General features: G+C 65.2%; 18 protein-coding genes and 1 pseudogene. 16 read left to right on the top strand and 3 right to left on the bottom strand.

Going from position 1 to position 22353, the window contains the following annotated elements; genetic code table 11:
- Positions 1-34 precede the first annotated feature (34 nt).
- The 6 genes from pcrA (at position 35) to ACX80V_RS17515 (ending at position 9185) form a co-directional block, all read left to right on the top strand.
- A complete protein-coding gene (pcrA, locus tag ACX80V_RS17490; RefSeq protein WP_485844207.1) occupies positions 35-2614 on the top strand; it encodes a DNA helicase PcrA in 2580 nt (859 codons plus the stop codon).
- Positions 2615-2716: 102 nt separating this feature from the next.
- Complete coding sequence (locus ACX80V_RS17495; RefSeq protein WP_485844208.1) at positions 2717-4072, top strand: glycosyltransferase; 1356 nt, start codon at positions 2717-2719, stop codon at positions 4070-4072.
- 18 nt (positions 4073-4090) lie between these two features.
- Complete coding sequence (locus tag ACX80V_RS17500; RefSeq protein ID WP_485844209.1) at positions 4091-4798, top strand: hypothetical protein; 708 nt, start codon at positions 4091-4093, stop codon at positions 4796-4798.
- 222 nt (positions 4799-5020) lie between these two features.
- On the top strand, positions 5021-6190 hold the full coding sequence (gene sucC / locus ACX80V_RS17505; protein ID WP_104062812.1) for an ADP-forming succinate--CoA ligase subunit beta: 1170 nt from the start codon (positions 5021-5023) through the stop codon (positions 6188-6190).
- A gap of 11 nt (positions 6191-6201) precedes the next feature.
- Positions 6202-7104, top strand: a complete 903-nt coding sequence (gene sucD / locus ACX80V_RS17510) for a succinate--CoA ligase subunit alpha (RefSeq protein WP_485844210.1) — start codon at positions 6202-6204, stop codon at positions 7102-7104.
- Between the two features lie 191 nt (positions 7105-7295).
- Positions 7296-9185 carry a glycerophosphodiester phosphodiesterase gene (locus ACX80V_RS17515; protein ID WP_485844211.1) on the top strand — a complete coding sequence of 630 codons (1890 nt, stop codon included), beginning with the start codon at positions 7296-7298 and terminating at the stop codon, positions 9183-9185.
- A gap of 97 nt (positions 9186-9282) precedes the next feature.
- On the opposite strand, the gene ACX80V_RS17520 is transcribed toward ACX80V_RS17515, so the two are convergent.
- A complete protein-coding gene (locus ACX80V_RS17520) occupies positions 9283-9732 on the bottom strand; it encodes a MarR family winged helix-turn-helix transcriptional regulator (RefSeq protein ID WP_485844212.1) in 450 nt (149 codons plus the stop codon).
- Between the two features lie 169 nt (positions 9733-9901).
- Between ACX80V_RS17520 and ACX80V_RS17525 the strand changes: the two genes are divergently transcribed.
- Both ACX80V_RS17525 and ACX80V_RS17530 read left to right on the top strand, forming a co-directional pair.
- On the top strand, positions 9902-11116 hold the full coding sequence (locus ACX80V_RS17525) for an MFS transporter (protein ID WP_485844213.1): 1215 nt from the start codon (positions 9902-9904) through the stop codon (positions 11114-11116).
- A gap of 41 nt (positions 11117-11157) precedes the next feature.
- On the top strand, positions 11158-12003 hold the full coding sequence (locus tag ACX80V_RS17530) for an aldo/keto reductase (RefSeq protein ID WP_485844214.1): 846 nt from the start codon (positions 11158-11160) through the stop codon (positions 12001-12003).
- Between the two features lie 140 nt (positions 12004-12143).
- Here ACX80V_RS17530 and ACX80V_RS17535 read toward each other — a convergent pair whose 3' ends face one another.
- Positions 12144-12626, bottom strand: a complete 483-nt coding sequence (locus ACX80V_RS17535; protein WP_485844215.1) for an SRPBCC family protein — start codon at positions 12624-12626, stop codon at positions 12144-12146.
- A complete protein-coding gene (locus ACX80V_RS17540; protein ID WP_485844258.1) occupies positions 12623-12982 on the bottom strand; it encodes an ArsR/SmtB family transcription factor in 360 nt (119 codons plus the stop codon). The genes ACX80V_RS17535 and ACX80V_RS17540 overlap by 4 nt, the downstream gene beginning before the upstream one ends.
- 171 nt (positions 12983-13153) lie before the next feature.
- On the opposite strand from ACX80V_RS17540, the gene ACX80V_RS17545 reads away from it, so the two are divergent.
- The 8 genes and pseudogenes from ACX80V_RS17545 (at position 13154) to ACX80V_RS17580 (ending at position 22341) form a co-directional block, all read left to right on the top strand.
- Positions 13154-13558, top strand: a complete 405-nt coding sequence (locus ACX80V_RS17545; RefSeq protein WP_485844216.1) for a tautomerase family protein — start codon at positions 13154-13156, stop codon at positions 13556-13558.
- A 187-nt stretch (positions 13559-13745) separates the two neighbouring features.
- Positions 13746-14780, top strand: a complete 1035-nt coding sequence (gene iolC, locus ACX80V_RS17550) for a 5-dehydro-2-deoxygluconokinase (RefSeq protein ID WP_485844217.1) — start codon at positions 13746-13748, stop codon at positions 14778-14780.
- Entirely contained in the window at positions 14777-15700 is a 924-nt protein-coding gene (locus ACX80V_RS17555; RefSeq protein ID WP_485844218.1) for a Cgl0159 family (beta/alpha)8-fold protein, read from the top strand. The genes iolC and ACX80V_RS17555 overlap by 4 nt, the downstream gene beginning before the upstream one ends.
- A 33-nt stretch (positions 15701-15733) precedes the next feature.
- Complete coding sequence (gene iolD, locus ACX80V_RS17560; RefSeq protein WP_485844219.1) at positions 15734-17662, top strand: 3D-(3,5/4)-trihydroxycyclohexane-1,2-dione acylhydrolase (decyclizing); 1929 nt, start codon at positions 15734-15736, stop codon at positions 17660-17662.
- A gap of 25 nt (positions 17663-17687) precedes the next feature.
- Positions 17688-19196, top strand: a pseudogene (locus ACX80V_RS17565) (CoA-acylating methylmalonate-semialdehyde dehydrogenase); the annotation flags it as partial.
- A gap of 191 nt (positions 19197-19387) precedes the next feature.
- Positions 19388-20305: a sugar phosphate isomerase/epimerase family protein gene (locus ACX80V_RS17570; RefSeq protein WP_485844220.1), complete on the top strand. Its 918-nt coding sequence runs from the start codon at positions 19388-19390 to the stop codon at positions 20303-20305.
- A 36-nt stretch (positions 20306-20341) separates the two neighbouring features.
- A complete protein-coding gene (locus ACX80V_RS17575; protein ID WP_485844221.1) occupies positions 20342-21355 on the top strand; it encodes a Gfo/Idh/MocA family protein in 1014 nt (337 codons plus the stop codon).
- 113 nt (positions 21356-21468) lie between these two features.
- Positions 21469-22341, top strand: a complete 873-nt coding sequence (locus ACX80V_RS17580) for a sugar phosphate isomerase/epimerase family protein (RefSeq protein ID WP_485844222.1) — start codon at positions 21469-21471, stop codon at positions 22339-22341.
- Positions 22342-22353 lie beyond the last annotated feature (12 nt).

Here is a 22353-nt window from a genome sequence, read left to right on the forward strand (position 1 = left end):
ACTGTCAGCCCCACCGCCTAGACTTGTAGGCACCATGGATATGTTGTTTGACCCGTACTCTGACGGACCGTTCAAGGCCGCCGCGCCAGCCTCCGCCCGCACCAAGTCGCGCCCGGAAGGCCTTGCCGCGGCCGCCGAATTCGGTGGCGGCGGGCCTGGCAGCGGACCGGGCGGCGGGTCCGAACACGCAGCAGAACAGGGCGCCCAGCGCACGGGCGGCTGGGCCAACCAGCAGCCCTCTCATGACGGCAACGGCGAGCCGGCCCACCACCGGCCCAATGCCGAGGAACTCCTGCAGGGGCTTAACCCGCAGCAGGAGGAGGCTGTCAAGCACGCCGGCGGTGCCCTGCTTATTGTGGCCGGCGCCGGCTCGGGAAAAACCCGCGTCCTCAGCAACCGGATCGCATACCTCATTGCCACGCGCCGCGCGCATCACGGTGAGATCCTGGCCATCACGTTCACCAACAAGGCCGCCGCCGAGATGCGGGAGCGCATCGCTGCGCTGGTGGGTGGACGGGCCAAGATCATGTGGATCTCCACGTTCCACTCGTCCTGCGTGCGTATCCTGCGCCAGGAGGCCGCCAACGTCGGCCGGAAGTCGAACTTCTCCATCTACGACTCCGCGGACTCGCTGCGGCTGGTAATCCAGGTCTCCAAGAGCCTGGACCTGGACCCCAAGAAGTTCGCGCCCAAGGCCATCCAGCACAAGATCTCCGCGCTCAAGAACGAGCTCATCGACGCAGATGCCTACGCGTCCTCCGCGAACTACAACGATCCCTTCGAGTCCGCCGTGGCTGACGTCTTCAAGGGCTACACCCAGCGGCTGCGCCAAGCCAACGCCATGGACTTCGATGACCTCATCGCCGAGACCGTCTACATGTTCCGCGCCTTCCCGGCGCTCGCCGATTCCTACCGGCGGCGGTTCCGGCACGTCCTGGTGGACGAGTACCAGGACACCAACCACGCCCAGTACGCCCTGGTCCGCGAAATCGTGGGTGAGGGCCCCGGCGCGTCCGAGCTCACCGTCGTCGGCGACTCCGACCAATCCATCTACGCCTTCCGCGGCGCCGACATCCGCAACATCGTGGAGTTCGAAAAGGACTACCCGGACGCCCGCACCATCAAACTGGAGCAGAACTACCGCTCCACGCAGAACATCCTCAGCGCGGCCAACTCCGTGATCTCACGCAACCCCAACCGCCCCGACAAGCGGCTGTGGACCGCCGAGGGCGAGGGCCACAAGATCATTGGCTATGTGGGCGAGAACGAGCACGCCGAGGCCCAGTTCATTGCCAAGGAGATTGACCGGCTCCAGGACGAGGACAACCTCCGCCCCGGTGATGTTGCCATTTTCTACCGCACCAACGCGCAGTCCCGTTCCATCGAGGACGTGCTGGTCCGGGTTGGCCTACCGTACAAAGTGGTGGGCGGCACCCGCTTCTACGACCGCAAGGAAATCAAGGACGCCCTCGCGTACCTCCGCGTTCTGGTGAACCCGGACGACGACGTCAACCTGCGCCGGGTGCTCAACGAACCCAAGCGCGGCATTGGTGACCGCGCCGAAGGTGCCGTGGCCGCACTGGCCGAGCGCGAACGGATGTCGTTCATGGCCGCCGCCCGGAGGGCTGAAGAAGCTCCCGGCATGGCCACCCGTTCCGTCAACGCCGTCCTCGGGTTTGTGAAACTGCTGGACGACCTCGCAGAGGTTGCCTCCGGTTCGGGTGCCGCCGCTGCGCTGGAGGCCGTCCTGGAACAAACCGGTTACCTTGCGGGGCTGCGTTCCAGCACTGATCCACAGGATGAGTCCCGCGTGGAGAACCTGGCGGAACTCGTCGCCGTCGTGCGCGAATACGAACAGGAGAACCCGGAAGGTTCCCTAGGCGCATTCCTGGAACAGGTGTCCCTGGTGGCAGACGCGGACCAGATCCCGGACGCCCCCGGCGCGGACATCGACGCCGCCGTGGCCGAAGCCAAACGCCTGGGCGTGGTCACGCTGATGACCCTCCACACCGCCAAGGGGCTCGAATTCCCGGTGGTGTTCCTGACCGGCATGGAACACGGGCTGTTCCCGCACCAGCGCTCGGCCACGGACCCCAAGGAACTCGCCGAGGAACGCCGGCTGGCCTACGTGGGCCTGACCCGCGCGCGCAAGCGCCTCTACGTCACCCGGTCAGAAGTCCGCAGCATGTGGGGCCAAAGCCAGTACAACCCGGCCAGCCAGTTCCTCGAGGAAATTCCCGCCGAGCTGCTGGACTGGAAACGCGAAGGCACCAGCCGGCAGTCCGGCGGCTGGGGGAGCAGCAGCGCGTCGATCGGTTCCAGCCGTTACGGCGGATCCTTCTGGGGCGCCGGCACGTCCCGCGGCGCGGCCGCCGATACCTCGGCGGGCTTCAACGCGGACGTTCCCGCGGCCATCGCCAAGAACCGGGTCCAGCCGCAGAAGGAGATTGTGGCCGTCAGTGTAGGCGACAAGGTCAACCACACCAGCTTCGGCAACGGCACGGTGCTAGCGCTGGAAGGCGCGGGGGACAAGACGGTGGCCAAGGTGAAGTTCAGCGTCGGCGAGAAGCGACTCCTGCTCCGCTACGCGCCACTCACGAAGCTTGACGCCTGACCACGCTTGCCCTTGTCCGGGCGCCCCGGCTGGCTTACAGTTCAGGAACGCGCGTACCCGGGAAACAGCCGGTAGCCGGGGAACCGGTGAAGCGCAGGCCACTTGAGCACAGCAGAACTTGAGCACAGCAGATTCGGGGGCACCACTGTGAAGATCCTGTTCGCCAGCCAGGCCATTGACGGCCATTTCAACCCCATGACGGGCGTGGCGATGCGGCTCAAGGACCGCGGCCACGAGGTGGTCTGGTACACGGGTCCGGTCTATGCGGACAGGCTCGGCGGCATGGGAATCCAGCACTTCCCCTTCCGCAGGGCCATCGAGCACCGCGCGGACAACCTCAATGAGCTCTATCCGGAGCGGGCCAAGCTCAAGGGCCCACGGGCCATCGGCTTCGACGGCGAGAAGATTTTCGCCAGCAACGTCAGCCACTTCTTCGAGGACATCCGCGAGGTCGCGCAGCAGAATCCCTTCGACGTTCTTGTGGCGGACAGTTCCATGTTCATTCACCGGCTCGTCTCCCACTTGATGGGCAAGCCGGTGGTGAATTTTGTTGCGATCCCCAACATGGAAAGCGACCCGCAGGTGCCGCCGCTTTTCTTCGGGTTCCGGCCGCCCCGCAATCCTGCGGAGAAGGCGGTCCAAGGCTTGGCGGGCCTGCTGTCCGACAAGGTCATCCTTCGGCCGGCCAGTCAAAGCTACCGCCGGCAGCATGCCGCCTACGGCCAGGCTGTTCCGCGGGAAGGCCGGCTGACGGACGAACCCTATCGGTGCTCGGACGCCATTATCCAGACCGGCCCGGAATCCCTCGATTTCCCGCGGCGCCGGGTCAACCCCAAAGTGCACTACGTCGGTGCGCTCCTGCCATACCGGTCGCCAGGCCCGGCCGCCCCCGGTTCCGCTGATTTCAGCGGGGACGGCGGGTTTCCCCGGTCCTACCCCGCAACACTCGTTGTCACCCAGGGAACTGTGGACAACCTGGACCAAGACAAACTCATCGTTCCGTCGCTTGAGGCGGTCAAGGACATGGATGCGTTGGTCATCGTGGCAACCGGCGGGCACGGCACCGAAGAGTTGAAAGCCCGGTACGCGCAACCCAACGTGGTGGTCCGGGACTACGTGGACTTCGCGGAGGTCTTTGACTTCACGGATGTCTTCATCACCAACGGTGGATTTGGCGGTGTCCAGCTGAGCCTGTCCAAGGGGGTTCCCTTGGTGGTTTCGGGGATCAACGAGGGCAAAAGTGATGTTAACGCCCGGGTGGAAAACGCCGGCGTCGGCATTAACCTCAGGACGGAGTCACCCAAGTCCGCCGACATAGCCGCTGCAGTTCGAAAGGTCCTGGAGGATCCCGGCTGGAAATCCCGCGCCCGGACGATGCAGGAGCAGTTCGACCGTGAGGATCCCGCCGAAGCTGCTGCCGCCGTCGTCGAGGCCGCCGGGACGCGCCCGACGGCCTGAGACCGCTGCCGGGGCATAATGGAGGCCATGCGACGGACTGTATTGGGGATCCTGGCCGCCTTCTTCCTGCTGGCAGGCACTGCGTGCAGCATCACCACCGAGGACCCGGACTATGTGGCTCCGCCGCCGCTGCCGGCCATGGAACAACTGGAACAGGCAGCGCTGGCCGACCCCGCCGCGTTCAAGGCCAGCGGGGATGTCCTGTCCTTCATCACGGAGGACCGGAACATTGTGTGCTCCCTGACATCGGCCCGTGGGGAACACCTCAACCTCCCGTATGAGTCGAACAGCTTCAGTGATGCGGCCAACAACAAGCTCGCCACCGTCCCGGTGGCGCATTGCGAGCTTGCCGGTTACCCCAAGCCTGCCGCGGGCGACATCAAGGACGACTGCGCCGGCACCGGCCTGGGCTATCTGGGCGGAGCGGCGCTGCTCAGCCCGGACAAGGCAACGTATGGGGAGTGCCGTTCCGGCGTCACACAAATGGAGGCAGCCTACGGACCCAAAGGAAATATAAGCGGCCCGCTGACCGAACTGGCGGTCCTCGCCGAGGGCCAGAACCTGGAACGGAACGGGCTGCGCTGTTCGGCCCATAACGGCGGCGTGGCGTGCGGAAACGTCTCGGCCGGCGTCGGATTCTTTGTGGCCCGGGACCGCTACGAACTTATTTCCAAGGCAGCTGCAACGGCCTCCCCGGCACCCGCGGAGGCCTCAAAAACCCCGTAATCTAGGCGTTTTTCTACGCTCCATAGAATAGTGTCGTTACTCACATAAGCGGTAGTGTGGAACGGGCCGGTCCTCTGAGAGGGCTAGAGTTCCGAATGGAGCATTGCGCTGTGGGGCCCGTTTCCGGACTGGTCGCAGGTGCAGGCAATCCGCAGCCCGGTCATCGTCTTCGGCGGTGCCCGACTGTACAGAAACTACTTCGACGTAGAAGGACACTAAACCGTGGACCTGTTTGAATACCAGGCGCGCGATATGTTCGAGGCGCACGGTGTACCCGTGCTTGCCGGCATCGTGGCGTACACCCCAGAAGAAGCAAAGGCAGCTGCCGAGAAAATCGGCGGCGTAACTGTCGTTAAGGCCCAGGTTAAGGCCGGTGGCCGCGGTAAGGCTGGCGGCGTCAAGGTTGCCAAAACCGCCGATGAGGCGTTTGAGCACTCCACCAACATCCTGGGCATGGACATCAAGGGCCACACCGTCAACAAGGTGATGATTGCCCAGGGTGCCGACATTGCCGAGGAGTACTACTTCTCCGTGCTGCTGGACCGGGCCAACCGCAACTACCTGGCCATGTGCTCGGTAGAAGGCGGCATGGAAATCGAACAGCTCGCCGTCGAACGCCCTGAGGCGCTCGCCAAGATCGCCATCGACCCCGCTGTGGGCATCGACCAGGCCAAGGCTGACGAAATCGTTGCAGCTGCAGGCTTCGATGAGGAACTGCGCGGCAAAGTCGCCGCCGTGATCCTCAAGCTCTGGGACGTCTTCAAGAAGGAAGACGCCACCCTCGTTGAGGTCAACCCGCTGGTCAAGACCGGCGCCGGCGACATCGTGGCACTGGATGGCAAGGTCTCGCTCGACGAGAACGCCGACTTCCGCCACGCCAAGCACGCCCTCCTTGAAGACAAGGACGCTGCAGATCCGCTCGAGGCCAAGGCCAAGGCGCAGGACCTGAACTACGTCAAGCTGGACGGCTCCGTGGGCATCATCGGCAACGGTGCAGGCCTGGTCATGTCCACCCTGGACGTTGTCGCCTACGCCGGTGAAAACCACGGCAACGTCAAGCCCGCCAACTTCCTGGACATCGGCGGTGGAGCTTCCGCCGAGGTCATGGCTGCCGGCCTCGACGTCATCCTGGGCGACCCGCAGGTCAAGTCCGTGTTCGTGAACGTCTTCGGTGGCATCACCGCGTGTGACGCCGTCGCCAAGGGCATCGTTGGTGCGCTGGCCGAGCTGGGCCACTCCGCGAACAAGCCGCTGGTAGTCCGCCTCGACGGCAACAACGTTGAGGAAGGCCGCCGCATCCTGGCCGAGGCCAACCACCCGCTGGTTACCCTGGCCGCCACCATGGACGAGGGCGCCGACAAGGCCGCCGAGCTCGCCAACGCAGCTAAGTAAAGGGACGCACCATGTCTATCTATCTGAACAAGGACTCCAAGGTCATCGTCCAGGGCATCACCGGCGGCGAAGGCACCAAGCACACCGCCCTGATGCTGAAGGCCGGCACCAACATTGTTGGTGGCGTTAACGCCCGTAAGGCCGGCACCACGGTCCTGCACGGCGACACCGAAATCACCGTTTTTGGCACCGTCAAGGAAGCCATGGCTGAAACCGGCGCCGACGTCTCCATCGTCTTCGTCCCGCCGGCATTCACCAAGAACGCCGTGGTTGAGGCCATCGAGGCAGGCATCGGCCTGGTCGTCGTCATCACCGAAGGCGTGCCGGTCCAGGATTCCGCCGAGTTCTGGGCACTGGCCCAGTCCACGGTTGACGCCGACGGCAAGCAGGTCACCCGCATCATCGGCCCGAACTGCCCCGGCATCATCACGCCGGGCGAAGCGCTGGTTGGCATCACGCCGGCCAACATCACGGGCAAGGGCCCCATCGGCCTGGTTTCCAAGTCCGGAACCCTGACCTACCAGATGATGTACGAGCTGCGCGACCTCGGCTTCTCCACCGCCATCGGCATCGGCGGCGACCCCGTCATCGGCACCACGCACATCGACGCCCTGGCCGCGTTCGAGGCTGACCCCGAGACTAAGGCGATCGTGATGATCGGCGAAATCGGTGGCGACGCCGAAGAGCGTGCTGCCGACTTCATCAAGGCACACGTCACCAAGCCGGTTGTTGGCTACGTTGCCGGCTTCACCGCTCCCGAAGGCAAGACCATGGGCCACGCCGGCGCCATCGTCTCCGGTTCCGCCGGAACCGCCCAGGCCAAGAAGGAAGCCCTCGAGGCTGCAGGCGTGAAGGTCGGCAAGACGCCGTCCGAGACCGCCAAGCTGCTGCGCGAAGTTTACGCAGCGCTCTAGTAGTTCTGTAAGAGCAACGCGGGGTCACTCCCTGCCCGTTCCAGAGGTTGGATCGGGCGCTGAGTGACCCCGCGTTCTTGGTTAAGTAGCTGCCCGGCCCCGGCAGTGGCCCAGAGCTTGTCCCGCCGGGTTCACGGGCCGTTCACTGCGGATATTCCTGGCTGCTAGGAGACGCGCCTAGCGTCTTTCGGGTGAACATATCTCAACGGAGACGCACCGGCCTGGTTGCAGCAGCGCTGCTGGCCGCCGTCCTGCTGCCCTTGCCCGCTGCCCGCGCATCCGCCCCACAAGTTTCTCCTGGCACAGTGTTGCCCGCAGCTGAACCGGCGCCCGCCTACAGCCAGGACTTTTCCGGTCCGGGGCTCCCCGAGGGATTCACCGCCGTGGACGGCGCGTGGAAGGTGGAAAACGGGCGCCTGTATGGAACCAGCACATCGTCCAGTCAGCTCTCACGGGTGACCTTCGGCCCCCACCTGCCCAACTACCGGTTCGAAGCGACCGTCCGGTTTGAAAACGTCCTCAACGCGGCCCGCTGGTCTGCCCTCGCCCTGGACATGAGGCCCGACGGCGGTGTCCCGTTCTGGATTGCGACCATGCGCTCCGGCACCAAGGCAACAAACGGCCTGGAGTTTGCCGAACGGACGGCCGCCAACAGCTGGAACGTCACGGAGACTGCCTCCGCGCCGTCGGACGCAGGAACCGGAAACGACGTGCGCGTGGCGGTCGAGGTGCGCAGCAGGAACGCCGTCTGGTACTTCAACGGTCAGGAAATGATGGAGACCAACCGGCTGATCAGAACGGACAACGGCATTCTTGGCCTGGTGGCCAACGGAGCCACCGTCTCATATGACGATATCAAGGTCACCGAACTGCCCGCCACGGAATCGCTCCTGGTCAAGCCAGGGCAGCAGCCCGCCGTGATCGCCCACCGCGGGCTCTCCGCAGTCATTCCTGAGAATACGCTGCAGGCGCTCCTCTCCGGGGGCCGGGCCGGCGCCGACTGGATTGAAATGGACGTCAACACGTCCAAAGACGGGGTGCCGGTGGTCATCCACGACAACACGGTTGACCGCGTCACTGCCGGAACGGGCGACGTCTCCACCCTCACCGCCGACTACATCGCCGGACTTGAGGCAGGCTCCTGGTTTGCACCCGCCTACGCCGGGGCCAAGGTGCCCACCTTGGCGGAATTCCTGGACCAGACTGACACCGAAGGAACGGGCCTGCTCCTGGAGGTGAAGGGCCCGGAGACGCGCGAGGAAGTGCAGCGGACCGTCGAGATGCTCAAGGAACGGGGCATGCTGAACCAGACCATCCTGCAGAGCTTTGACACAAACGTTCTGCAGTACGCACGCGACTACGAACCTTCGCTGCGGCTGGGACTGCTCCGCGGCGCCTTGGACACGGACGTTGTGGCGGCGGCCAAGCAGTTCGGAGCCGTGACGTACAACCCCAGCTGGTCCGCGCTTGCTGCCCGTCCGGCGGCCATCAAGGAACTCCACGATGCGGGCATCGCCGTGATGCCTTACACCGTGGACAACCCCCGGCAGTGGAAGGACATGACCGACGCCGGCGTTGACGGCATCATCACCAACCGCGCCGGGGCCCTGGTGGGCTTCCAAAGCGCTATTGGCACCACACCCACACCGGCCGCGCCCACCGTACGCTTCGCCGGGAACCTGGACGGCGGCGTGCTTGGCCGCGCGGACACTGTGGCTCCCGCCGTCGAAACCTCGAGTGCGGACCACGTGTCCATCCAGCTGGACGGCCAGCCCATTGCTGAGGGCTACCAGAAAAAGGCGGCCAGCCTGGCCCTGGGGGAGCACACCCTGACTGCCCAGGCCACGGGGACGGGCGGCGAGGCCACGGCATCCCTGACGTTCACCGTGCAGGCGAGCAAGGCCGGGCTGTATACCCTGCTGGTCACTGACGGCGTCGACAGTAACGTGCGGGACCGCTTAATGAAGAATGTTGACCGTGATCGCTGGCAGGATGTGGCAGCCGATGCCACTGCCTCCTCCGGCAAGGGTTTGCCGCCGGAGCTGGCAGCCATCATTGCGGGGGACGCCGCGGCCCTTTAGCCATAGCGTTTGCGAGCATTACGACGACGGACGCTCGCCTTCTCCTGGAAGGTGAGCGTCCGTCGTCGTACTTGCAGCCGCCCTGGGTTGGTCGTGCCTAGACGTTCGCGTGGAGCCGGGGGAGTGCGTCCACCAGCGCGGCCAGCTCGGGAATCTCCTGGGCCTCCGCCAGGGCGCGTTCCAGGGTGGCGTCATGGACCGGCCGGGTTTCCTCCAGCAGGGCGATGCCGCTGGGCGTGAGCTCGGTGTAGATGCCGCGGCGGTCGTCCGCGCAGAGGATCCGGGTCAGCAGGGCGCGGTCCTCAAGCCTGTTGACCAGCCGGGTGGTGGCGCTGGCGCTGAGCGCGGTGGCGCGGGCGAGCTGCTGCATACGCATGTGCCAGCCGTCCTGGCGGCTGAGCGCATCCAGCACGGTGTACTCCACCACTGACAGCTTTGATTCGGCCTGCAGGGAGCGTTCCAGCTCACCCTCGATCAGGCCGTGCAGCGCCGCGAGCGTGCGCCAACCCTGTGCCCGGACCTCCACGGCGTCGTCCTTGATGCCCATCTGTCTTTCCTCTCGCGGGTGCTCCGGCCGCCTGGCGGCGTGAGGCGGAGCACAATCGATAATAGTTGCTTGCGCGGTGTATCTGCTTGTGCAACAATAAATAACGCGTCTGCAACTACTAGCTTACGCGTCCTATCTCATTCCGTACAGTTTTCAAAGGAGCATCCACATGCCCATTGGCCTGATAGCCCTCGCCCTCGGCGGGTTCGGCATCGGACTCACCGAGTTCGTGATCATGGGCCTGCTGCCCGAGGTTGCCGCCGACTTCCAGGTCAGCGAGGCCACGGCCGGCTGGCTGATCTCCGGATACGCCCTCGCAGTGGTCGTCGGCGCATTGGTGCTGACCGCGGCGGTGACCCGCTTCGAACGCAAGCCCGTCCTCGCCGTCCTGCTGGTGCTGTTCATCGCCGGCAACCTGGTCTCAGCCATCGCTCCCGATTACGGGATGATGATGATCGGCCGGATCATCGCCGCCCTGGCGCACGGTGCCTTCTTCGGGATCGGCGCCGTGGTGGCCGCGGACATGGTGGCCCCCACCAAAAAGGCCGGCGCCATCGCCATCATGTTCACCGGGCTCACCGCAGCCAACGTCCTGGGCGTGCCGTTCGGCACCATGCTGGGACAGGCCGCAGGCTGGCGCTCGACGTTCTGGGCCATCACCGTCATCGGAGTCATCGCCCTGGCGGGAATCCTGGCGCTCGTTCCGAAGACCGGCCATGGCGACACCACGCCCGGAACCCTGCGCAGTGAACTGCGCGCCTTCCGCTCGGGCCAGGTGTGGCTCTCCATCCTGGTCACGATCCTCGGCTACGGCGGGATGTTCGGCGCCTTTACGTACATCGCCTTTACCCTCACCGAGGTTTCCGGCTTCGCGGCTTCCACCGTGCCGTGGCTGCTGATCGTCTTCGGTGTAGGCCTCTTTATCGGCAACACCATCGGCGGCAAGGCCGCGGACCGCAACGTGGACCGCACGCTCGTTGTGGTGCTCTCGGTGCTGGTGGTTGTGCTCGTCGGCTTTGCCCTGACCGCCGGCAACCAGGTGCTCACCGTTGCCTCCATCGTCCTGATGGGCGGCTTCGGATTCGCCACCGTGCCGGGCCTGCAGATGCGTGTTATGAAGTATGCCTCCAGCGCCCCCACCCTCGCCTCCGGCGCCAATATCGGTGCGTTCAACGTCGGCAACGCCCTCGGCGCCTGGCTCGGGGGAGTGACCATCACGGCCGGACTCGGCTACACCTCGCCCATCTGGGCCGGCGCCGGCATCACCCTGCTGGGCCTCGCGGTGATGATCATCGCCGCCGCCGGAGCCAAGCGCGCCGTCCGGCAGGCGTCCCCCGACGCCGACGGGCGTGTGGTCGCCGAACCCGTACCCGTCCTTCACTAAGCCTTCAATACCCAATCCTCAAACCCGCAACAGGAGAACCCATGACTTCCACCCCCATCACCACGTCCATCCCGGAGATCACCCTCAACAACGGCGTGCGGATGCCGCAGCTGGGGTTCGGCGTCTTCCAGGTGTCCGACGACGACACCACCGCCGCGGTCAGCCACGCGCTTGCAGCCGGTTACCGGAGCATCGACACCGCCGCCATCTACGGCAATGAGGCAGGTACCGGACGCGCCATCGCCGAGTCGGGCATCGGCCGGGAAGAACTCTTCATTACGTCCAAACTGTGGGTGGCCGACCTCGGCTACGACGCCACGCTGGCCGCATTCGAGGCCAGCCTGGACAAGCTGGGACTGGACTACCTGGACCTCTACCTCATCCACTGGCCGGCGCCGGCAACCGGCCTGTACCTCGAGTCCTGGCGGGCGCTGGAGCACCTGCTGGCCAGCGGCAAGGCCAAAGCCATCGGCGTCTCTAACTTCCTCCCCGAGCACCTGCAGAAGATCATTGACCTGGGCGGCACGGTCCCGGCCATCAACCAGATTGAACTCCACCCAGCACTCCAGCAGCGGGACATTGCAGACTTCAACGCCGCACACGGGATCGCCACGGAGGCGTGGAGTCCCCTCGCCCAGGGTGCTGTGCTGGCGGATCCGGCCGTCGCGGACATCGCCGCACGGCATGGTGTGAGTCCCGCGCAGGCCATACTGCGCTGGCACCTGCAGCAGGGCCGGATCATCATCCCCAAGTCCGTCACCCCGCAGCGGATCCGGGAGAACCTGGACGTGTTCGGTTTCGACCTGACCGCGGATGAGCTGTCGGTCATCGACGGCCTGGAGCGGGACGGCCGCACCGGTCCGCACCCGGCGGAGTTCAACGGCTAGGAAAGCCCACCCTCGGGTCTCGACAGGCTCGACCACCGGCGCAGCGACGGGTCTCGACAGGCTCGACCACGAGTACGACGGCGGCCGGTTACCTTCTCCAGGAAGGTACCGGCCGCCGTCGTACTCGTTTAAGGGTTGTTCTAGACCTTGGCGCCGCTGAGCAGTTCGTCGAGCCGCTCGTAGCCCTCGGTCATGCCGCCTTCCATGCCGGACTGCGCCATGCCGTCGCGGGCCTCCTGGGTGGGGTAGACGGAGTGGCCCCGGACACGGGACCGGCCGTCGCCGAGATCCTCGAAGGTGACGAACTCGATGCTGACCACGTCGGGGTAGCCGCCGAATTCGAAGGTCTGGATGGCAAATTCGTTCTCGCGGACTGTGTGATAGACGCCGCTGAATTCGTAGGCGACGCCGTCGGGCCCGGTGTGCAGGTAGCTGTAGCTGCCGCCGGTCCGGAAATCGAAGTGGTTGATCTCCATCTTCATGCCACGCGGGCCGAGCCACTGGACGATAAGGTCCGGGTCCTTGTGCGCGCGGAAGACGTCCGCCACCGGGAAGTCGAACTCCCGCTCGAAGTCGATGAAGGGGAGTCCTTCAGGAATGGTGAGGTTCAGGGCATTGCTCATGATGATTCCTTTAGGTGGTTGCCGCCGTTCGCGGCATTGGATCTGAGCACGGCGTCCAGGCTGCGGAACTGCTCTTCGCGGACCAGCCGGTACTGGTCGATCCACGCTGTGAGAGCCTCCAGCCGTGCGGGATTCAGGTGGACGGGCCGGCGCTGGGCTTCCCTGCTGCGGGTGACGAGCCCTGCCTGCTCGAGGACCTGGATGTGCTTCGAGACCGCCTGTTTGGTGATCGCGAAGGGTTCCGCCAGTTCATTGACTGTGGCCTGCCCGCGGCTGAGCCGGGCGATGATCCGCCGCCGCACGGGGTCGGCCAAGGCCATAAAGGCCGAGTCCAGGGTGCCGTCGTCGGGGTCCATCGTGCTGCAGGCCTTTCTCGATCCATTAATCAACTGATTCATTGATCAACTATCTGGTTGTTTAACCATACTCCCGGCCCCGCCTGGGCGGAAGGGTGTTTCGGGATTTTCCTTGCAGGTCATCTCGAAAGTTTGTTAGTATGTCAGGACAAACTTCAGGGAGATGAAAAAATGCCGCTGGTACGAATCGATGTTAATCACGGGCGCACCGCTGAACAGTTGCAGCGCTTGAGCAGGGGCATCCACGATGCCATCCTCGCGGAGTATGCCATCCCGGAGCGCGATTACTTCCACGTTCTCACGGAGCATCCGCAGGGCCAGATTGTCGCCCAGGATGCGGGACTCGGCTTCGAGCGCACCCCCGATGTGGTGATGATCCAGATCTTTACGCAGGGTGGCCGGAGCCAGGCGGCCAAGCAATCCCTCTTTGCTGCAATTGCCGACCGGCTGGCTGGGCTTGATATTGCCGGTGAGGACGTGTTTATCGGATATGTGGAGAATGCGGCCGGCGACTGGTCCTTCGGCTTCGGGCGGGCGCAGTACGTCACGGGCGAACTGGCGGTCCCCCGGAAGTGATCCCGAGGGCGCCAATTCAGCGCCCTATGCAGGTTGTAAATATGTCAGTACAAACCTTTGACAGGACAATGATTCTAGGGCAAGGTAGTGGTTGTGGCCCCGCTCACGGGGGCCCGGCCAGGAACCCGAGCCCTAGCTCTTGCTGTACAGGGGTATGGAGCTCAAACCAGAAAGGTCCGCGATTACCGTGACCCACGAACTGCTCACGATCGGGCGCATCAGCGTTGATATCTACCCGAACGACATCGGGGTGGATCTGGAGGACGTCACGTCCTTCGGAAAGTACCTCGGAGGTTCCCCGTCCAATGTGGCCGTGGCCGCGGCGCGGCATGGCCGCAATGCAGGCGTGATCACGCGCACCGGCGACGACGCCTTCGGGAAATACCTCCACCGGGAACTGCGCAAGTTCAACGTGGACGATACATTCGTTACGCCGGTGAAGGAATGGCCCACCGCGGTGACGTTCTGCGCCATTATGCCGCCGGATGATTTTCCGCTCTACTTCTATGGGCGTTTCCCCACGGCGCCTGACCTGCAGATCAAGGCCGCGGAGCTGGACCTGGTAGCCATCCGCGAGGCCGGGATCTTCTGGTCGACGGTGACTGGTTTGTGCCAGGAGCCCAGCCGCGAGGCCCACCTGGCCGCCCATGCTGCCCGTCCCCGGACCGGTCTCAAGGAAGGCCAGTACACCATCCTGGACCTGGACTACCGGCCCATGTTCTGGGCTTCCGAAGAGGAAGCCCGGGCCGAGGTTGCAAAGATCCTGCCGCACGTCACGGTGGCCATCGGCAACGACAAGGAATGCGCCGTCGCCGTGGGCGAAGGAACCCCTGACGAACAGGCCGACCGGCTGCTGGCCGCCGGCGTCGAGATCGCCGTCGTCAAGCTTGGGCCGGAAGGCGTGATGGCAAAGACCCGCACCGAACGCGTGGTCTCCGCGCCGGTCCCGGTGCAAACCGTCAACGGCCTCGGTGCCGGCGACTCGTTTGGTGGAGCCTTCTGCCACGGACTGCTGTCCGGCTGGCCGCTGGCCCAGGTCCTCGATTACGCCAATGCCGCCGGCGCCATTGTGGCCTCCCGTCTTTCCTGCGCCGACGCCATGCCGACGCCGGCGGAAGTCACTTCGCTGCTGGCCGAACGCGGCCGCCTGGTACCCGCCCTGGCCGGTGCCGCTGCCTCACGCCCGTCCCACACCACAGTTTCCGAAGGAGCAGCGTCTTGAGCGCCAACGATGATCCCCGCCGCTACCAGCACCTTAGCGCCCTCCGGCTCGAAGACCCCGATGCCGTTGCCCGCGCGGCAGCCACGCGTCGCCGCCATCCGGGGTTGAAGTATGGTGTGCAGAACTTCATTGTTGCCGCCGACCACCCGGCCCGCGGAGCCCTCTCCGTGGGAAACGATCCGGTGGCCATGGCGGACCGCCGCGATCTGTTGGACCGCTTGCAGATCGCCTTGGCAAATCCCGCCGTGGACGGTGTCCTGGCGTCCCCGGACATCATGGATGACCTGCTCCTGCTGGGGGCCCTGGAAGGCAAGCTTGTCTTCGGCTCGATGAACCGCGGCGGTCTGGCCGGGCTCGTCAATGAAATTGATGACCGTTTCACCGGCCACACGGCCGCAGCCCTGGAAGCCCTGGGCGCCGACGGCGGCAAGATGCTGACCCGCATCTGCCTCGGTGACCCGGACACCGCCTCCGCCCTGGAAGCCACGGCGCGGGCAGTCGACTCGCTCGCCGCGCGCAAGCTGATCGCTATGGTGGAACCGTTCCTCTCGATCTGGCAGAACGGCAAGGTCCGCAACGACCTCAGCCCGGACGGAGTCATCAAGTCCATCGCGATCGCCCAGGGCCTGGGCTCCACGAGCGCCTACACCTGGATGAAGTTGCCCGTGGTGGCCGAGATGGAACGCGTCATGGCGGCCACGACGCTGCCCACCGTGCTCCTCGGCGGGGACCCGGAAGGCACCCAGGATGAGGTTTTCGCCAGCTGGCAGGCTGCCCTGGCACTGCCCGGTGTCCAGGGCCTCACCGTGGGCCGGACGCTGCTGTACCCGCAGGACGGCGATGTGGCAGGGGCCGTCGCCACCGCCGCCTCGCTGCTCAAGTCGCCCGTGCTGCAGTCATCAGCGAAAGTATCGGAGTAACTTCCCATGGGGACGAGAACAGCAACACGCAGAATGACAGTCGCCCAGGCCGTCGTCGAGTACCTGTCCAAGCAGTACACGGTGGACCGCATCGGCACCGAGGACTACCGGGAGCGGCTGATTCCGGGGACGTTCGGCATCTTCGGCCACGGCAACGTTGCCGGCGTCGGCCAGGCGTTGAAGCAGTACCAGGCCGCGGACCCCACGATCATGCCGTACTACCAGGGCCGCAACGAGCAGGCACAGGTGCACCAGGCTGTCGGTTATGCCCGGCACACCCGGCGCCGGCAGACGTTTGCGATCAGCACCTCGATCGGTCCGGGATCTTCGAACCTGCTCACCGGGGCGGCGCTGGCCACGACCAACCGCTTGCCGGTGCTGCTGCTGCCCAGTGACACCTTTGCCACGCGCGCCGCGGACCCGGTCCTGCAGCAGCTGGAGCAGCCCTACGCCTATGACATCACGGTCAACGACGCGTTCCGGCCGCTGTCCAAGTTCTTCGACCGGGTGACCCGCCCGGAGCAGTTGTTCTCGGCGTTCCACCACGGCCTGCGGGTCCTGACGGATCCGGCCGAAACCGGTGCCGTCACTATCTCGCTGCCGCAGGACGTCCAGGCCGAAGCCTTCGACGTGCCTGAGGAGTTCCTGGCCGAACGCGAGTGGCGCATCCGCCGTCCCGAGGCCGACGACGAGGACATCCGTCGCGCCGCCGAGGCTATCCGTGCCGCGAAACGCCCGCTGATCATCGCCGGCGGCGGCGTGCTGTACGCCTACGCCAACGAGGAACTCGCTGCATTTGCTGAGATGACGGGCATCCCGGTGGGCAACACCCAGGCCGGCGTCGGCGTCCTGCCGTGGGACCACAAGTTCTCCCTCGGTGCCATCGGCTCCACGGGCACGACGGCGGCCAACGCCATCGCTGCCGAGGCGGACCTGATCATCGGCATCGGTACCCGCTACGAGGACTTCACCACCGCGTCCCGGACTGCGTTCCAGAACCCGGACGTGAAGTTCATTAACATCAACGTCGCCGCGATCGACGCGTACAAGCACGGCACCTCGCTGCCGATCGTCGCGGACGCCCGCAAGGCCCTGGTCAAGCTGAACCAGGCGCTGGGCGGCTACCGCGTGGGCGCGGACCTGGAACAGCAGGTCGCAGCGGAGAAGAAGCGCTGGGACGCCACGGTCGACGAAGCGTTCGACACCCGGTTCACGCCGCTGCCGGCCCAGAACGAGATTATCGGCGCGACCAGCCGGGCCATGGACGCGGCGGACGTCGTCATCTGCGCTGCGGGCTCCCTGCCCGGTGACCTGCACAAGATGTGGCGCGTGCGGGACCCCTTCGGCTACCACGTGGAATACGCGTATTCCTGCATGGGCTACGAAATCCCGGGTGGACTGGGCGTCAAGCGTGCGGCGCTGGCGGAAGCGGCGCGCGGCGGCACGGACCGGGACGTGGTGGTCATGGTGGGGGACGGCTCCTACCTGATGATGCACACCGAACTGGTCACCGCCGTCGCCGAACGCATCAAGCTGATCGTGGTCCTGATCCAGAACCACGGCTACGCGTCCATCGGCTCGCTGTCCGAATCCCTCGGTTCGCAGCGTTTCGGCACCCAGTACCGGGCGCTGAACGAGGAGCAGCACAGCTTCGACGAAGGCGAAACCCTCCCCGTGGACCTGGCCCTGAACGCCGAAAGCCTCGGCGTGAAGGTGATCCGGATCGAACCGGGGGAGAAGGTCATCGCCGAACTCGAGCAGGCCATCCGGGACGCCAAGGCCGCGCCTGAACGCGGCGGGCCCATCCTGATCCACGTTGAATCCGACCCCCTGCTGGACGCCCCGAGCTCCGAATCATGGTGGGACGTTCCCGTCTCCCAGGTCTCTGACCTCGACTCCACGCAGCAGGCCTTCAAGACCTATACCGACCACAAGAACCGCCAGCGCAAACTGCTCGGCTAGACCCAGACCAAGGAAGTCCAACACCATGTCAACGACGACCGTCACCACCACCATCAACCACTTCATCAACGGGGCAGAGACCGCCGGCGTTGGCACCCGCACCCAGCCGGTCTACAACCCGGCCACGGGCGCCGTCTCCGGCGAGCTGCGGTTGGCCAACCGGGCGGACCTCGATGCCACTGTTGCCGCTGCCCGTGCCGCCGCCGACAGCTGGGGTGACATCTCCCTGGCCAAGCGCACCGCCGTGCTGTTCAAGTTCCGCGAACTCGTCGCGTCCCATGTTGGTGAGCTCGCCAAGCTGATCACCGCCGAACACGGCAAGGTCCTCTCCGACGCCAAGGGCGAGATCGGCCGCGGCCTGGAGGTCATCGAGTTCGCCTGCGGCATCCCGCAACTGCTCAAGGGCGACTACTCGGACCAGGTCTCAACCGGCATCGACGTCTTCTCGTTCCGCGAGCCCCTGGGCGTCGTCGCCGGCATCACCCCGTTCAACTTCCCGGTCATGGTGCCGCTTTGGATGGCGCCGATGGCCATCGCCACCGGCAATGCCTTCATCCTCAAGCCCTCCGAGCGGGACCCCTCCGCCTCGATGCTGCTGGCCAAGCTCTGGAAGCAGGCAGGCCTGCCCGACGGCGTCTTCCAGGTCCTGCATGGCGGCAAGGAAACCGTCGACGGTCTCCTGACCCACCCTGACGTGGACGGCATCTCCTTCGTCGGCTCCACCCCGATCGCCCAGTACGTCCACGAGACCGCCATCAAGCACGGCAAGCGGGTCCAGGCCCTGGGCGGCGCGAAGAACCACGCCATCATCATGCCCGACGCCGACCTGGACAACGCCGCCGACCACCTCGCCGCCGCCGCCTTCGGGTCCGCCGGGGAACGCTGCATGGCCATCTCCGTCGCCGTCGCCGTCGGTGACGCCGCGGACCTGCTGGTCAAGAAGGTCGAAGAGCGCGCCCTCGCGGTCAAGGTCAACAACGGCACCGCACCCGACGCCGAAATGGGACCGGTGATCACGCCGGCCTCCAAGGAACGCATCGTAAGGATCGTCACTGAGGCCGAAGCCGCCGGCGCCGCCATGGTGGTGGACGGCCGCGACCTGGTGGTCCCCGGCCACGAAGACGGATTCTGGGTCGGCCCCACCGTCCTGGACCACGTGAAGACGGAAATGACCGCCTACACGGAGGAAATCTTCGGACCGGTCCTCGTCGTCGTCCGGGTTGAAGACCTGGACGCAGGCATCAACCTGATCAATTCCAACCCCTACGGCAACGGCACCGCGATCTTCACCTCCTCCGGCGCAAACGCCCGCAAGTTCCAGCGCTCCGTCACCGTGGGCATGATCGGCATCAACGTGCCCCTGCCCGTGCCGGTGGCCTACCACTCCTTCGGGGGCTGGAAGGCATCGCTCTTCGGGGACAAGCACATGTACGGCCCCGAAGGCGTGTCCTTCTATACCCGTGGCAAAGTCATTACCTCACGCTGGCCCGAAGCCACCCACGCCTCCGGCGCCTCCTACAATTTCCCCTCCCACGCTGACGACAGCCACCAGGTCCGCCACGATGGAATCGCGGAGGGGCTCCCTGACGAGCTGGCCGTGGGAGAAGACGCCGTTCCCGGACGGGCTGACGATGCCAGCGAAGGACGGGGACGGCGGGACTAACGCTCCTTCCACCGACGCCACCCCCAGCCTGACCACCCCGACAACAGAAGGACAACGCTGTCATGACAGACCAAGAGAACAAGCTCATCATCGGCACCGCGCCGGACTCCTGGGGCGTATGGTTCGCCGACGACCCCCAGCAGACCCCGTGGGAACGGTTCCTCGACGAAGTGGCCGAATCCGGCTACAAGTGGATCGAACTGGGCCCCTACGGTTACCTGCCCACCGATCCCGCCAGGCTCGCCGAGGAGCTCAAGCAGCGCGACCTGAAGGTCACCGCAGGAACGGTTTTCACCGCGTTCCACCGCGGGCTTGACCAGTGGGAAACCGCTTGGGAGCCCGCCCGCAAGGTCGCCAAGCTCACGGCAGCCATGGGCGGCGAGCACATCGTGGTCATCCCGGCCATGTGGCGCGACGACGTCACAGGTGAAGCAGTGGAAAGCGGCCAACTCAGCGAGAAGGCGTGGAGCGACCTGTTCGACGGCCACAACCGCCTGGGCAAGACCCTGCTGGAGGACTTCGGCCTGAAGCAGCAGTTCCACTCGCACGCCGATTCCCACGTCGGAGCGCAGGAAGACATCGAAACGCTGCTGGCCGCCACGGACCCGAAGTACCTGAACCTGTGCCTGGACACCGGCCACGCCGAATACTGCGGAGCCTCCAGCCTCGAGCTCATCAAGAACTACCCGGACCGCATCGGCTACCTGCACCTGAAGCAGATCAACCCGGAGGTCCTGAAGAAGGTCAACGACGAAAACATGACTTGGGCAGCCGCAAACCTGGCCGGCGTTATGACAGAGCCGCCGAACGGTCTCCCGGACCTGCGCGCCGTCATCGAAGCAGTGGAAGCCCTGGACCGCCCTATCTTCGGGATCGTGGAGCAGGACATGTACCCGGTGGCCTTCGACGTCCCCATGCCGATCGCCAAGCGCACCCGCAACTACCTGCTGTCCTGCGGCTCCCGCACTGCCGTCAACTAACGCCCGCCCAAGCACCCGAAACGTAAGGAAAAAACAATGACTGAAACCCTTCGCGTCGCCGTCATCGGCGCCGGCCGCATGGGCGCGGACCACATCCAGCGCCTCCACACGCGTATCCACGGCGCTGAAGTGGCCGCCGTCGTCGACGTCGACCTGGCCCGCGCCCAGGCCGCCATCGAAGGTATTCTGGGCGCCGTCGCCCTGGCCGACGCCGAAGAGGCCCTCAGCAATGGCGACGTCAACGCCGTGCTGATCGCCACGCCCGGCTTTCTGCACGAGGACATCCTGCTCAAGGCAATCGCCAAGGACATCCCCATCCTCTGCGAGAAGCCGCTGACCCCCGACGCGGAATCCTCCTGGAAGATCGTCCAGGCTGAAGAGAAGCTGGGCCATAAGCGCATCCAGGTGGGCTTTATGCGCCGCTTCGACGCCGAGTACGCTTCCCTGGGCCAGATCATCCAAAACCGTGAACTCGGCGAACTGCTGATGCTGCACCACCAGCACCGCAACCCCACCACGCCAGCCGGGTTCACCAACGAGATGCTGATCAACGACTCCGTGGTCCACGAGTTCGACGCGATCCGCTTCTTCACCGGTGAGGAAATCACCAGCGTGCAGGTCCGCCTGGGCAAGGCCACCAAAAACGCCCCTGCCGGCCAGCACGATCCGCAGCACGTCCTGCTTGAAACCGAGTCCGGTGTCCTGGCCGACGTTGAAATCTACGTCAACGCCAAGTTCGGCTACGAAGTTGCCACGCAGGCCTCCTTTGAGGAAGGCATCGTGAGCATTGGCGGCGACAAGGGACCCTACACCCGCAGCGCCGGCCGCTGGGGCGGCAACGTTACCCCGGGTTTCGAAGAGCGTTTCGGTGCGGCGTACGACGTCGAAATCCAGTCATGGGTGGACGCCGCGCTCAAGGGCGAGATTGGCGGTCCCACCGCCTGGGATGGCTACGCCACCGCAGCCTGCTGCGAGGCAGGCGTCGAGGCCCAGAAGTCGGGCGAAAAGGTCAAGGTCCAGCTGAACGCCAAGCCGGACCTCTACACCTAACAGCCCATCCCGCTCCCGTAGTTTTTGTCCAGATAATGCGGCTTTGAGACCCTTCTCGGCGCATTATCTGGACAAAAACTCTAGATCAATGACTCATTCACAAAGGAGTGACCATGAAAATCGCCCTGGACCCCACCCCGTTCCACCACAGCCACAGCCTGCTGGAATTTCCGCGCGTGGCCGCCGATCTCGGTTACAAGTACCTGCAGCTGACTCCGCATGCGGACATGATCCCGTTTTACAACCACCCCAAAGCCGACGATGAGCTTGTGGCCCAGATGAACAAGGCCTGCAAGGATGCCGGCGTCGAAATCGCGTCGGTGCTTCCCGTGCTGCGCTGGTCGGGTCCGGACGAGGATGCCCGCGAGGCAGCGGTCCGCTACTGGAAGCGCGCCATCCAAATTGCCGTGGACCTTGGCGTCAGCACCATGAACACCGAATTCAGCGGCCGCCCCGAAAAGGCCGAAGAATCCGAGCGCGCCTTCTACCGCTCCATGGAAGAGCTGCTGCCGATCATCGAGCGTGAAGGCCTGGATGTCCTGATCGACCCCCACCCGGACGACTTCGTCGAAGACGGCCTGGCCGCCATCCGCGTCATCCGTGGCATCAACTCGCCCAACATCGGCATGGTCTACGTTGCCTCGCACTCGTTCCACATGGGCAACAAGCCCCTTGAAATCATGCGGGCAGCGGGGGACAAGCTGCGCCTGGTCCACGTCTCGGACACCATGGACCACCACGCCTCCCACGGCCTGCGCTACATCACCAACCCGCCCGGAAACGCAGTGCGGGTGCACCAGCACCTGAAAATCGGCGACGGCGACGTGAACTGGGACGAGTTCTTCGGCGGGCTCAAGGAAATCGGCTTCCTGGCCAAGGACAACACCGTCATGGTGTCCAGTGTCTTCGCCGAAGACGACAACGCCGAGGACGTGTCCCGCTACCAGCTGGAGACGATGCGCAACTACGTCGCCCAGGCCAAGTAGTGGTGGGGAAGA

Source organism: Pseudarthrobacter arbutini, assembly GCF_054510915.1.

Coding starts and splice junctions, on each gene's coding strand:
- pcrA (WP_485844207.1), top strand. CDS start 35: ATGGATATGTTGTTTGACCCGTACTCTGACGGACCGTTCAAGGCCGCC.
- ACX80V_RS17500 (WP_485844209.1), top strand. CDS start 4,091: ATGGAGGCCATGCGACGGACTGTATTGGGGATCCTGGCCGCCTTCTTC.
- sucD (WP_485844210.1), top strand. CDS start 6,202: ATGTCTATCTATCTGAACAAGGACTCCAAGGTCATCGTCCAGGGCATC.
- ACX80V_RS17520 (WP_485844212.1), bottom strand. CDS start 9,732: ATGGGCATCAAGGACGACGCCGTGGAGGTCCGGGCACAGGGTTGGCGC.
- ACX80V_RS17525 (WP_485844213.1), top strand. CDS start 9,902: ATGCCCATTGGCCTGATAGCCCTCGCCCTCGGCGGGTTCGGCATCGGA.
- ACX80V_RS17530 (WP_485844214.1), top strand. CDS start 11,158: ATGACTTCCACCCCCATCACCACGTCCATCCCGGAGATCACCCTCAAC.
- ACX80V_RS17535 (WP_485844215.1), bottom strand. CDS start 12,626: ATGAGCAATGCCCTGAACCTCACCATTCCTGAAGGACTCCCCTTCATC.
- ACX80V_RS17540 (WP_485844258.1), bottom strand. CDS start 12,982: ATGGACCCCGACGACGGCACCCTGGACTCGGCCTTTATGGCCTTGGCC.
- ACX80V_RS17545 (WP_485844216.1), top strand. CDS start 13,154: ATGCCGCTGGTACGAATCGATGTTAATCACGGGCGCACCGCTGAACAG.
- iolD (WP_485844219.1), top strand. CDS start 15,734: ATGACAGTCGCCCAGGCCGTCGTCGAGTACCTGTCCAAGCAGTACACG.
- ACX80V_RS17570 (WP_485844220.1), top strand. CDS start 19,388: ATGACAGACCAAGAGAACAAGCTCATCATCGGCACCGCGCCGGACTCC.
- ACX80V_RS17575 (WP_485844221.1), top strand. CDS start 20,342: ATGACTGAAACCCTTCGCGTCGCCGTCATCGGCGCCGGCCGCATGGGC.
- ACX80V_RS17580 (WP_485844222.1), top strand. CDS start 21,469: ATGAAAATCGCCCTGGACCCCACCCCGTTCCACCACAGCCACAGCCTG.